This is a genomic window from Streptomyces sp. NPDC001401, assembly GCF_042895385.1.
In the GTDB taxonomy this organism is placed as follows: Bacteria; Actinomycetota; Actinomycetes; order Streptomycetales; family Streptomycetaceae; genus Streptomyces.
In genome coordinates this window covers 407,968-419,803 of sequence record NZ_JBIAWI010000003.1, presented here as the reverse complement: position 1 = coordinate 419,803, position 11,836 = coordinate 407,968, and the positions used below count along the sequence as shown (strand labels likewise).

Below are 11,836 nucleotides of genomic sequence, written 5' to 3'. Positions count from 1 at the left end.
AACGCGACTACCCGCGCGCACTCCCGGCTTCCCCCGTGTCTCCGGTTCCTCCGGTTTCCGTGTCGGAATCGTCCGCCGAGGTGAGGAGCGAGAAATACGCTCCGAAGGAATCCGCCAGGGCGGCGAGCAGTTCCTTCCCCTTTTCCGCGGAACCCAGCGAAGGGCGTCCGATGACGCCCGAATCGGTATAGCCGGACATACCGAGGGTGAGCAGATGACGCCGGTCGTCCGCGACGAAATCAGAGGTCTCATAACCGGGCCGGAGCAATTCGGGGTGAGCGTGCAGAAGGATAGAGGTCTCGATTTCTCCCGCGTGCATGTCGGTCAGCAGCGAGGTGGTCACCCCCGCCCGCTGCCGCGCCGCTTCCCAGTCCTCCGCGGCCGGGAAGAGCGCCATGCGCTCGCCGCGGGCGGAGGATTCCTGAACGACGTTGCCCAGTACGTAGTTTCCGCCGTGCCCGTTGACCACCACCAGGGCGTCGACGCCGGAGCGGCGCAGCGACTGTGCAATGTCACATACCACCGCGTGAAGGGTCACGGAGGAGATGCTGACGGTCCCCGGCCACGCCGCATGCTCGTGCGAGCAGGAGATCGTCACCGGCGGAAGGAGGTGCACCGGGTACGCCGCGGCGATCTCCCGGGCCACGGCACAGGCGACCAGAGTGTCGGTCGCCAGCGGCAGGAACGGACCGTGCTGCTCGAAGCTCCCGACCGGAAGGACGGCGATCTGCGTTGAGACACCCGCCGCCCTGGTCCGTACCTCTTCCGTAGTGTCCGCCGGCACCAGCCCGTATGCCGCCGTACGCGCGCCCGAAACACTCATTTCTTCACGGCCTTTCGTCTCTGCTTAGGAATCAGATCATGACAGATAAAATCGGCGTCCTCGGCAAGAAGTCCCCACAGCGCACGGGCGTGGAACGCATTGTGAATGCCCCGCTGCCCACGGTGTACGGGCAATTCCGGGCGGTGGGTTACATGGATCACGATCGCGGCGACGAGCAAGTGGCCCTCGTCCATGGTGACATCGGCACGGAGGGTGTTCTCACCCGGCTGCATTCCGAGTGCCTGACCGGTGACGCGTTCGGCTCCCAGCACTGCGAGTGCGGCGACCAGCTCGCCTCCGCGCTGAAGGCCGTCGTCGCCGAAGGCAGCGGCATAGTCGTCTACTTGAGGGGCCACGAGGGCCGCGGCATCGGCCTGCTCGCCAAGCTGCGGGCGATGGCGCTGCAGGCGGAGGGCCTGGACACCGTCGAGGCGAACCTCGCGCTGGGGCTGCCGGTGGACGCCCGCGACTACGGCGTCGCCGCCAAGATCCTGCAGGACCTGGGTGTGAACTCGGTGCGCCTGATGTCCAACAACCCCCGCAAGCGGGAGGCGTTGGTGCGGCACGGCATCCAAGTGGCCGAGACCGTCCCGCTGCTGATCCCGCCGTGCGAGAGCAACATCACCTACCTGCGCACCAAGCGGGAACGGCTCGACCACGTCCTGCCGCATCTGGACGCGGTGGCGCACCTGTCCTGAACGGCATCGCGGATCACCTCGCCGGCACCGGCCGCCGGCGAGGTGATCCGCGCCCCGGCCGCACACCCTTCGGGGACGTCGGCCAACGGCGTTCAGTCCATGACCGCCTCATGGACCAGCCGCTTGAGGTCGGGGAAGAGCTTCAGCGACGACTTGGGCCGGACCTGCGTCATGAACTGCACGGTCAGATCACGGCTCGGGTCCACCCAGAAGGTCGTGGTCGCCACCCCGCTCCAGCCGTACGTGCCCGGGCCCGAGGGTGCCTGGGCGCGTTCGGGGTCGATGACGACGGAGACGCCGAGGCCGAAGCCGACGCCGTCGTTGCCGGGCTCGTCGTGAGCCGGGCGGCTGCCGAAGGCGCGCAGGTCGGCGCCGCCGGGCAGGTGGTTGCGGGTCATCAGGTCCACCGTCCCGGGGGCGAGGAGTCGGACGCCGTCGAGCTCGCCGCGGCGGCGCAGCAGCTCCATGAAGCGGTGCACGTCGTGTGCGGAGGCCACCATGCCGCCGCTGCCGGACAGGAAGCGGGGCCGCCCGCGCAGCGGCAGCCCGGCGATCGGCTCGATGCCGCCGGCGTCGGTCTCCCCGTACAACTCGGAGAGTCTCGGGGCCTGTTCGTCCGTGATGCGGAATCCGGCGTCGGTCATGCCGAGCGGGCCGAGGATGCGTTCGGCGAAGAACACGTCGAGCGGTTGCCCGGTCACGACCTCGATCACTCTGCCGAGCACATTGGTGGCGACCGAGTAGTTCCACTGCGTGCCCGGCTCGAACTGCAGCGGCAGGCGCGCGTACGCGTCGACGGTCCCGGCCAGGTCGGAGCCCGGCAGCACGGCCGAGTCGAGGCCCGCCTCGCGGTAGAGGGCGTCGACGGGGTGGTTGTGATAAAAGGCGAAGGTCAGGCCCGCGGTATGGGTCAACAGGTGCCGGATCAGCGGGGGTTGGGCGGCCGGGCGGGTGCGCAGGCCCGCGCCGGATCCGCTCTCGTACACCTGTGGGTCGGCGAAGGCCGGGAGGTGGCGGGCGACCGGGTCGTCGAGCGACAGGCGGCCCTCCTCCACCAGGATCAGCGCGGCGACCGAGGTGACCGGCTTGGTCATGGAGTAGATCCGCCACAGGGTGTCGGCCTCGACCGGCAGACCCGCCGCGACGTCGCGCCGGCCGTGGGTGGTGAGGTGGGCGACGCGTCCGCCGCGGGCCACGGCCACCAGGTAGCCGGGCAGGCGTCCCTCGTCGACGTAGTGGGCGAAGTGCTGGTCGAGGCGGTCCAGCGCCTTGGCGTCCAGCCCGGCCTCGCCCGGGTCGGCCTCTTGTCGCAGCTGTGCCATCGCTCTCCTCCGAATGCGCGAAGCGCTCCGCTGTGAGTGCCGCGACCGACCGTCGGTCGTCCGCGGCACCTTTGTGGCTGGTCGCGCAGTTCCCTGACCTGCCTGGTCGAGGTGCAATCCGGCATACCCCGCCGCACCGGCCTCAGACCTCATCGTCGCTCAGGAACGCGGACGAGGTCCCCCGGTTGACCATGATTGATCGTTGCGGCGGAACGTTTCGGCAGTGCGCGGCCCGCCGCCGCCCCGGCCATCGCCACCGCGGCGAGGACGAACAGCGGCAGCCCGTGCCCGTGGCCCAGCCCCATGAGCGTCGTCGCGGCGGCCACGCCCAGCGCCGGGCCGACGTTCATCGCGGTCTGCTGCAGCCCGCCCGCCACCCCGGCCGACCCGACGGCGGCCTGTCGTACGACGACATGGGTGGCCGCCACCATCACCGTGCCGAATCCGGCCCCCAGCAGCGCGAAGGCGGTGCAGAACCCGACCGTGCCCGAGGCCCGGCCCAGCACCAGGACCCCGGCGGCCAGGACGGCCATCGCCGCCACGGTCGTACGGCGGGCCCCGGCCCGGCGCAGCAGCAGCGCGCACCCCGGTGCGGCGACGATCATCAGTGCCGCGAGCGGCAGGCTGAGCAGGGCCATGTGCAACGGGTCGAGACCGAGCGTGTCCTGGAGCAGGAAGGTCGCGATGAACAGCGTGCCGTTCAGGGCGGCCGACGCGGCGACGAGAATGCCGAGCGCGCAGCCGACGGCCGCCGAGCCCACGATGTCCGGCGGCACCAGCGGGCTCGGGGTCCGCCGTTCATGCCGTACGAAGGCGGCACCAGCGACGACGGCGGACGCCAGGCCGAGCGCGCTCGCCGTGGTCCATCCGCCGTCCGGCAGCGTGACGAGGGTGTGGACCAGACAGGTCAGGGTCACCGCGAGCAGGAGCGCGCCGGTCACGTCCGGGCGGGCCGCTTGACGCAGACCCTGGGGGCGCGGGCCGTGCAGCGTGAGCGCGAGCAGGCCGAAGGCGAGTGCCGGTACGACGTTGAGGAAGAACACCGCCCGCCAGCCCGGCCCGGCCACCAGCGCCCCGCCCAGCACGGGCCCCGCCGCGGCCGCCACTGCGATCGCACTGGTCCGCACGGCGATCGGCATCCGCAGCCGGTCGGGCGGGAAGGCGGCCCGCAGCATCCCCAGCGTGGCAGGCTGCAGCAGCGCCCCGAACACGCCTTGCAGGACCCGCAGACCGATCACCCAGCCCACACCGGGCGCCAGACCGATGCCCGCCGACGTCGCCCCGAAGCCCAGCATCCCTATGCCGAAGACCCGTTGATGCCCGTACCGGTCGCCGAGCCGCCCCGAGAAGACCAACAGGCCCGCCACCGCGATGAGATAGCCGGTGCTGGTCCACTGGACCTGCGCGAAGGACGCGCCCAGATCCCGCTGCAGGGTGGGCTGCGCGACGGTGAGGACCGTGCCGTCCAGGGCGACGATCACCGCCCCGACCACGCTGCTTGCGCATGTCAACGCGCGGTGCGGGCTCATGCGCCGTCCCCGAGATGCGCGTCGAGGGCCGACCGCAGCAGGGGTACGAAGTCGTCGGCGCCCGTGGCGAGTTGGAGGCTGCCCCAGGCCCACAGCTGGGCGATGCCGTGCAGGTTCGCCCACAGCGCGCCCGCGACGACCCGGGCGTCCGCGCCGGGCCGGGCCCGTCCGACCAGCTCCACCAGGCGCCCGAACAGCGGCAGGCTGGTGTCGCGCAGGCCCAAGTGGCCGCTCTCCAGCAGGTCGTGACGGAACATCAACTCGTACATGCCGCGGCTCTCGACGGCGAACTCCAGGTAGACCCGCCCCAGCGCCGTCAGCTGCTCGCGCGGGGGCGCCGTGCCGTCTCCGGTCGCCGCCGTCGCCCGCTCGGCCAGCTCGGCGAAGCCGCGGCGGGCGATGGCGGACAGCAGCTCCAGGTGGGTGGGGAAGTAGCGGCGGGGCGCCCCGTGCGAGACGCCCGCCCGGCGCGCGATCTCCCGCAGGGTCAGCGCCTGCGCGCCTTCCCGGGCGACCAGATCCACTCCGACGTCGACCAGGCGGTTCCGCAGCCCCGTATCCGATTCAGACATAGACACTGTCTACCACCCGCCAGTAGACAGTGTCTACGAGGGAATGCGGAGGTCGGTCGGACGAGTTGACCGGGTATGACTCACGACACACTGCTCGAGCTGCTCTCCGACGACCGCAGCGGCGTGCTGGTCACCCTCAAGCGCGACGGCCGGCCCCAGCTGTCCAACGTCAGCCACCACTACGACCCCGACGAGGGCATCGTCCGGATCTCCGTCACCGACGACCGGGCGAAGACCCGCAACCTGCGCCGGGACCCGAGGGCGTCGTACCACGTGTCCACCCCCGACCGCCGGGCCTACACGGTCGTCGAGGGCACTGCCGAGCTCACGCCGGTCGCCAAGGACCCGCACGACGAGACAGTCGAGGAGCTGATCCGTCTCTACCGTGGCGTCCTGGGTGAGCATCCTGACTGGGACGAATACCGGGCGGCGATGGTCCGCGACCGTCGGCTGGTGGTGCGGCTCAAGGTGGAGCGGGCGTACGGGATCCCCAAGGGGGTCAACCGGGGGTGACGGCCGCCATGTCATCGCCGCCGTAGCCGACCGGAGTGCCATGGGCCGGCCCGCGACTCCGAGGCGGGCCGGGGACCCGTGGGTCAGCGACGCCGGGCCGGGTGCACCGTCATGAGATCTGTTCGTTGTCCTGGGGGGCTCCGTTGTTGTCGGTGTCCGCGTACACGCTGGACTGCACCGTCGTGCCTTTGTCGTAGTCCTCGGAGTAGTCGTTGACGCCGACGGTGGCGGTCAGGTGCCGGTAGACGCGGCTGCGCGGAGGGGTGTGCGGTGAGGGACGCAGTGGTGGTCTCCGCCGGAGCCGTGGGCCGACATCAGGGCGACTTTCGGTTGCCAGGCAACCTGCTTCGAATTCTCACCGTTTTCACAGATGGCACACAAGAACCTCCTTCCGTGCCTGCAAAGCGTGCACGACTCGTCCCGACCAGACGCAGAAAGAGCACCCATGAACAGACACCACCCCACCGTCTTACGGCGTTCGGCGATCATCGCCGCTGCCGCCCTCACCGTCGGCGCCGCCGGAACCCTCGCCGCGCCCGGCGCGGGAGCGGCGACGCCGGCGGGTACGCCGAAGCTCCAACTGATCGCCGCATCCCCCGCGGTGACCGTCGACCGTTACGAGGGCGAGCCGGGGGTCTACCTGGATCTCGGCACCTACATCACCGTCGACGGGGGGCCGCTCGAGCTGCGGGTGACGCGCAAGTCCTACAACGACGCCGTCGTCGCGTCGCAGGTCATCCGCTCCGGCGGCCGGACGGTGACCAAGACCCTGCCGAAGGGTCTGGTGAAGGACTTCTCGGGCCTGCCGGACTTCCTCAAGGTCAGCATCAGCGACGCGTCGGGCGCCAAGGTGGCCGACACCACGCAGTCGTTCTGCCCGAACAGCCGGGCGGGCCGGATCCGGCCGGACGCCCCGGCCACCTCGAAGTACCCCGCCGGCTGCTCCGACAACCCGTTCGCGCTCGGCGGGGTGTGGGGTGTCGAGAAGGGCTGGGCGGCCGCCACGTCCCAGGGCTTCCGCGGGGACAACACGATCGACCTGCCCGCCGGTGTCTACACCGCGAAGGTGTCGGTGGCGAAGAAGTACCGCGACCTGTTCGGAATGCCGGACAAGACCCAGACCGTCAAGGTGACGGTCCGCCAGAACTCCGGCGGGGGCCAGGGCCTGGCCGGCGTCAAGCACGGGCAGAAGAACGCGTCGAAGAGCCCGAAGCCGGCGGCGAACCGCCCGGTCGGCAGGGCGGCCGTCCCCGCCGATGTGCCCAAGCCCGACCTGCGTGCCCTCCCTGCGTACGGCATCGCGATCACCGACGGGGGCGAGGGCGGAGCGGGTGCCGTCCCGGGCAAGGACTACCTCGCCTTCAGCGCCACCGTCTGGAACGGTGGCCCCTCGCCGCTGGTCGTGGACGGGTTCCGCAAGCCCGGCGCGGAGAAGATGGACGCGTACCAGTACTTCTACGACGCCAAGGGCAAGCAGGTCGGGTACACGCCCACGGGCACCATGGAGTGGGACCCGCGGGAGGGCCACCAGCACTGGCACTTCAGCGACTTCGCCAGTTACCGGCTGCTCGGCGCGGACAAGAGGGAGATCGTCCGCAGCGGCAAGGAGGCGTTCTGCCTGGCCAACACCGACGCCATCGACTACACGGTGAAGAACGCCAACTGGCACCCGTACAACACCGACCTCGCCACCGCCTGCGGTGAGGAAACCGCCGTCTCGGTGCGCGAGGTACTGGACGTCGGCAACGGCGACACCTACAGCCAGTACCGTCCGGGTCAGTCGTTCGACGTCTCGGACCTGCCGAACGGCACCTACTACATCCAGGTCATCGCCAACCCCGACAACCGGCTCAAGGAACAGAGCACGGCCAACAACGTCACGTACCGCAAGGTCGTCCTCGGCGGCACGCCGGGGGCCCGCACGGTGACCGTGCCGAAGTACGGCGTCATCGACGCTCCCTGACCACCCGGCGGGCGGGGGCACGCGCCTCCGCCCGCTGCCCGGCAGGACGCCAGGCAGCAGACGCCCGTATGCGCGGAGAACCCCGGTTTCGGCGTCGCCCGTCAGCCCGCTTCGCTCGCGGACGTCGCCCAGCAGAGCCTCGACGGACTTCATCGGCGGCAACGCCGTACCGCGGGTCTCCCACGGGCACTTCGGCCGGGCGGGAGCGTGAACACGGTTGCGGTGCAGCGGCGGGTGTGCGGATCTTCCCCGGTCCGCGCACCCCGGCCGCCCCTGAATCCGGCCGGAGCGCGCGGAGGTCCCTCATGATTACCGCAGTGCGCGCAATGCCTCAACAGCGCCTTCGGCCCGGAGGTTCACGAAAGCGGGCGTGACGGTGAGCGGGGTGGCGTGCGCCTTGAGGGTCGTGGAACCCTCGGTCGTCGTACCGCGGTTGACGTTGCACCACGTGCCGGGCGGCAAGATGCAGGGCGCGAGCCGCTCATGGCGGGAGATCGCCTCGTGGAGACCTAGGTCCCAGGATGCAGGGCGGGCGACCGATGGTCCGCCGATCACGGACTGCTTAGGCTGCGAAGACGAATCCCGGAGCTCAGGAAGAGGTTCACGATGCCGGTCGACGGCCGCAGCCACATCCGTATCGCCCGCCCGTCCCGGGACCTCGCGGCCGCCGAGCGGTTCTGGGCCGAGGGGTTCGGGCTGAGTGTGGTGTGGCGGGCCGAGGGCGGCTCCGAACCCGGCGAGCACGACCTCCTCATGCTCGGCCGGCCGGACGCCGCCTGGCATCTGGAGCTCGTCCACGAACCCGCCCGGCCCGTCGAGCCCCGGCCCACCGAGGAGGACCTCCTCGTCGTCTACGTCGACGGGCCGGTGCCGGACGACCTGGTGGCCCGGCTGGAGGAGCACGGCGGCAAGCGGGTGCAGTCGCCCAATCCCTACTGGAACCAGTGGGGCGTCACGATCGAGGATCCGGACGGCTACCGGCTGGTGCTGTGCGAGCGGGGTTGGTCGAACGCCTGATCAGACTCCAGGCGCGGCCCCGCTGTCAGTGGTGCGCAGTACGGTCCTCGTATGGCAGCCACCTTCGATCTCACGTTTGACTGCGCGGACGCGCGGCTTCTCGCCGAGTTCTGGAAGACGGCGCTCGGCTACGTCGACGAGCCGCCGCCGGCTCCCTTCGCCACGCGCGAGGAGTGGCTCGCGCAGTTCGACCTGCCGGACGACGACCCGGCGGACGACGGCGCCTGGCTCTGCGATCCCGACGGCGTCGGCCCCCGGCTGTCCATCCTGAAGGTCCCCGAGCCCAAGACGGCGAAGAACCGCCTCCACATCGACGTCCGGGTGCCGGGAGGCGGCGGCCCGGACGAGCGGTGGGCCCGCATCCGGGCCGAGTCCGACCGCCTGGTGAAGGCGGGCGGAAGCGTCCTGGAGGAGTTCGACGGACACCACATCCTGATGGCCGACCCGGAGGGCAACGAGTTCTGCGTGGCCGCGGCCTCCGCCTGACGGACCGCGTGCCGCCCTTGCCGTGCCCCGGGTCGGGGACCTAGCCTCCGCGGGTGATCAATGGTGCACATGTGGTGATCTACACCCGCGACGCCGAGGCGGACCGTGCCTTCTTCCGGGACGTTCTCGGCTGGGCGCACGTCGATGCCGGACACGGCTGGCTGATCTTCAAGGCGCCGCCCGCCGAGGTCGCCTTCCATCCGTCCGACGGCGAGCCGTCGCACGAACTGATGCTGATGTGCGACGACATCGACGCGACGACCGCCGAACTGACCGAGAAGGGGGTGGAGTTCACGCGGCCCCTGCAGGAGGCACGCTGGGGCCGGTTGACGGGCTTTCGGCTGCCGGGCGGCGGCGAGGTCGGCCTCTACGAGCCGCGTCACCCGCGAGCGTAGGACCGGAGGCCTGCCCGGCCCAGGCCTCCAGCAGGTCCGCGAAGTCCGCCGCGCTGTGCTGCCAGTTGAGACGGGCGAGTGCGGCCTCGCGGCCGCGTTGCGACGCGCGGAGCCGGAGTCCGGGGTCCGCGCACAGGCCTCGTACGGCCTGTGCCGCGGCCGGCGGATCCTCGTACGGCACGACGAGGCCGCAGCCGTGGCGCTGGACGAGTTCGGCGGCCAGCGGAGTGGGCGTGGTGACGACGGGGACGCCGTAGGCCATGTACTCGACGACCTTGGTCGGGCGCGAGTGGCGGTAGTTGGGCTGGTCGTGCAGGAGGGACAGGCCGGCCAGGGCGCCGGGGAGCAGGGCGAGCGCGCGGTCGTTGGGCAGGAAGCCGTGCCAGCGCAGGACGCCGTCCCGGTCGGCGGCGGCGAGTGCGTCCCGCACGTCCGGGTCCACCGCCCCGATCACCTCGACCAGCAGGGCGGGGCCGAGCAGGGCCGCCGTCTCGATCAGGTCCAGCGCGCCGCGCGCCCTCGACAAGTGGCCCAGATAGACGACCCGTTCGGTGCCCGGCGGCTCGGGCGGGGCGGACGGTGCGGTCGCGAAGTTCGGGACGACCGGGTGGGTGCGGCGGAAGCGGGCCTGGTAGGCGTCCTCGGCGAGCAGCAGCCGCAGATGCCGCTCCGCCAGCCCTTCGGCGGCGCGCACGCCGAGCCGCAGCGGCGGCCGCAGCGCCCGCGGCACCCAGCGCTTCATGGTGAGCGCCGCCGCCGTGTCCTCGTGCACGTCCCAGACGGTCACCGGGGATGTCCCGGCCTGCCGCCAGCGGCGCAGCGTGCCGGGCAGGGCCAGCAGCAGCTCGGGGTCGTGCAGCAGGACGACGTCCGCCTCCGGGCCGCGCTCGGCGAGCAGCGTGCGGGCCGCCCGCAGCGCCGCGCGGCGGTCCCGGCCGGCGGCCCGGGGGAGGTCGACGCCCTCGACATCGGCGCGCGGCGCCACGCCTCGGGCCGCGAACGGTGCGGCGTACACGATCCGATGTCCGCGCTCCCGCAGGGCGGCGATCTGCCGGTGCAGGATGCGTGCGTCCTCGGGGTGGTGCACGACGGTGACGACAAGTATCCGCATCAGAGCACCTTTCAACTCCGCGCAAGGGAAAGGGTTTTGGCGTTTGCCGGAAGGTCAGAGGACCTCGACGTCCGGGCGGAAGATGCGCCCTCGGGTGTCGAACAGCAGGCGGGCCTGGTCGGCGAGGGCGGGCAGGTCGTAGGCGGAGTGGTCCTGGAGCAGGATGGTCAGGTCGTGGCCGCGGACGGCCGCCATGAGGTCGTCGACGCGGGGGATGTCCGTGCCGGTGACGGACCACCGCGGGACGTGCGGGTCGTGGAAGGACACCTCGGCCTCCCGCTCCCTCAGCAGTCGCGCCACGGGCACCGCCGGGCTCTCCCGCTGGTCGGCGACGTCCGGCTTGTAGGTGACGCCGAGCAGCAGCACCCGGGAGCCGTGCAGCGGCCGGCCGGCACTGTTGAGGAGGTCCTGGGCGCGGCGCACGACGTACTCGGGCATGCGCCGGTTGATCTCCTGGGCCAGCTCGACGAACCGGAAGTCGTACCCGAGCGACGAACGCACCTTGTACAACAGGTAGTTGGGGTCGATGGGGATGCAGTGACCGCCCACGCCGGCGCTCGGCCTGAACGCCTGGAAGCCGAACGGCTTGGTGCCCGCGCAGCGGATCGCGTCCCAGACGTCGATGTGCAACTCGCGGCTGATGATGGCGAGTTCGTTGACCAGGGCGATGTTCACATGCCGGTAGGTGTTCTCCAGCAGCTTGGCCATCTCGGCCTCGCGGGTGCCCTTCGCCTGGACCACGGTGTCGATGAACTTGCCGTAGAAGGCGACCGCCCGCACCGCGCAGGACGGGGTGCATCCGCCGACCACCTTGGGCACCTCACGCAGGGAGTGCGTGGTGTTGCCCGGGTCGATGCGCTCCGGTGAGAAGGCGAGCGCGAAGTCCGCGCCGGCCCGCAGCCCCGACTCCTCCAGCAGCGGGCGTACGACCTCCTCGGTGGTGCCCGGATACGTCGTCGACTCCAGGACGACGAGCTGTCCGGGCCGCAGCCTGCCCGCCACCGACCTCGCCGCGGCGGTCACGGCGCTCAGATCGGGCCCGCCGTCCCCGCTCAGCGGGGTCGGCACGCAGATGACGACGGTCTGCGCACGGGCCAGACAGGCGTTGTCCGTGTGCGCGGTGAAACCGGCCTCCCGCATTCTGCGGACGTCCTCGTCCGAGACGTCGTCCACGTGCGAGCGGCCGGAGTTGAGTGCCGTGACGACATGTGCGTCCTGGTCGAGACCCACGACGCGCAGGCCGACCGACGACGCCTCCCGCGCGAGTGGCAGTCCTACGTAACCGAGGCCGATCACCGCCAGTTCGACGTGGCCGGCCGGTGCTGATTCCCCGAGCTGTTCGCTTGCTTCCCCGAGCGATACGGCCTGTTCGACCTGCATAGGGATTCACCCAGTCTCAAGGCAGGA

Annotated in this window: 12 protein-coding genes; 6 read left to right on the top strand and 6 right to left on the bottom strand. The window is 71.2% G+C overall.

Features of this window, described 5'->3' with window-relative positions:
- Positions 1 to 7 precede the first annotated feature (7 nt).
- Positions 8 to 823 carry a creatininase family protein gene (locus ACFY10_RS13850; protein WP_390665295.1) on the bottom strand — a complete coding sequence of 272 codons (816 nt, stop codon included), beginning with the start codon at positions 821 to 823 and terminating at the stop codon, positions 8 to 10.
- A gap of 38 nt (positions 824 to 861) precedes the next feature.
- Here ACFY10_RS13850 and ribA point away from each other — a divergent pair, with 38 nt between their 5' ends.
- The gene (gene ribA, locus ACFY10_RS13845) at positions 862 to 1,521 is read left to right on the top strand and encodes a GTP cyclohydrolase II (RefSeq protein ID WP_390665294.1); all 660 of its coding nucleotides are present in this window, start codon (positions 862 to 864) and stop codon (positions 1,519 to 1,521) included.
- Positions 1,522 to 1,613: 92 nt separating this feature from the next.
- Here the strand turns inward: ribA and ACFY10_RS13840 are convergent, their stop codons facing one another.
- The 3 genes from ACFY10_RS13840 to ACFY10_RS13830 all read right to left on the bottom strand — a co-directional run bounded on the left by ACFY10_RS13840 (position 1,614) and on the right by ACFY10_RS13830 (position 4,944).
- Complete coding sequence (locus tag ACFY10_RS13840; protein ID WP_390665293.1) at positions 1,614 to 2,843, bottom strand: serine hydrolase domain-containing protein; 1,230 nt, start codon at positions 2,841 to 2,843, stop codon at positions 1,614 to 1,616.
- Positions 2,844 to 2,992: 149 nt separating this feature from the next.
- Positions 2,993 to 4,372 carry an MFS transporter gene (locus ACFY10_RS13835; protein WP_390665292.1) on the bottom strand — a complete coding sequence of 460 codons (1,380 nt, stop codon included), beginning with the start codon at positions 4,370 to 4,372 and terminating at the stop codon, positions 2,993 to 2,995.
- On the bottom strand, positions 4,369 to 4,944 hold the full coding sequence (locus tag ACFY10_RS13830) for a TetR/AcrR family transcriptional regulator (protein WP_390665291.1): 576 nt from the start codon (positions 4,942 to 4,944) through the stop codon (positions 4,369 to 4,371). The genes ACFY10_RS13835 and ACFY10_RS13830 overlap by 4 nt, the downstream gene beginning before the upstream one ends.
- Before the next feature lie 75 nt (positions 4,945 to 5,019).
- Here ACFY10_RS13830 and ACFY10_RS13825 point away from each other — a divergent pair, with 75 nt between their 5' ends.
- The 5 genes from ACFY10_RS13825 to ACFY10_RS13805 all read left to right on the top strand — a co-directional run bounded on the left by ACFY10_RS13825 (position 5,020) and on the right by ACFY10_RS13805 (position 9,318).
- On the top strand, positions 5,020 to 5,457 hold the full coding sequence (locus tag ACFY10_RS13825) for a PPOX class F420-dependent oxidoreductase (protein ID WP_390665290.1): 438 nt from the start codon (positions 5,020 to 5,022) through the stop codon (positions 5,455 to 5,457).
- A 445-nt stretch (positions 5,458 to 5,902) separates the two neighbouring features.
- Positions 5,903 to 7,420 carry a lysyl oxidase family protein gene (locus tag ACFY10_RS13820; RefSeq protein ID WP_390665289.1) on the top strand — a complete coding sequence of 506 codons (1,518 nt, stop codon included), beginning with the start codon at positions 5,903 to 5,905 and terminating at the stop codon, positions 7,418 to 7,420.
- Between the two features lie 606 nt (positions 7,421 to 8,026).
- On the top strand, positions 8,027 to 8,437 hold the full coding sequence (locus ACFY10_RS13815) for a VOC family protein (RefSeq protein WP_390665288.1): 411 nt from the start codon (positions 8,027 to 8,029) through the stop codon (positions 8,435 to 8,437).
- A gap of 51 nt (positions 8,438 to 8,488) precedes the next feature.
- Positions 8,489 to 8,923 carry a VOC family protein gene (locus ACFY10_RS13810; protein ID WP_390665287.1) on the top strand — a complete coding sequence of 145 codons (435 nt, stop codon included), beginning with the start codon at positions 8,489 to 8,491 and terminating at the stop codon, positions 8,921 to 8,923.
- Positions 8,924 to 8,976: 53 nt separating this feature from the next.
- Positions 8,977 to 9,318 carry a VOC family protein gene (locus tag ACFY10_RS13805; RefSeq protein ID WP_390665286.1) on the top strand — a complete coding sequence of 114 codons (342 nt, stop codon included), beginning with the start codon at positions 8,977 to 8,979 and terminating at the stop codon, positions 9,316 to 9,318.
- Here ACFY10_RS13805 and ACFY10_RS13800 read toward each other — a convergent pair.
- Positions 9,215 to 10,429, bottom strand: coding sequence for a glycosyltransferase family 4 protein (locus tag ACFY10_RS13800; protein WP_390665285.1), 1,215 nt, complete (start codon positions 10,427 to 10,429; stop codon positions 9,215 to 9,217). The genes ACFY10_RS13805 and ACFY10_RS13800 overlap by 104 nt on opposite strands.
- Before the next feature lie 54 nt (positions 10,430 to 10,483).
- On the bottom strand, positions 10,484 to 11,809 hold the full coding sequence (locus ACFY10_RS13795; protein WP_390665284.1) for a nucleotide sugar dehydrogenase: 1,326 nt from the start codon (positions 11,807 to 11,809) through the stop codon (positions 10,484 to 10,486).
- Positions 11,810 to 11,836 lie beyond the last annotated feature (27 nt).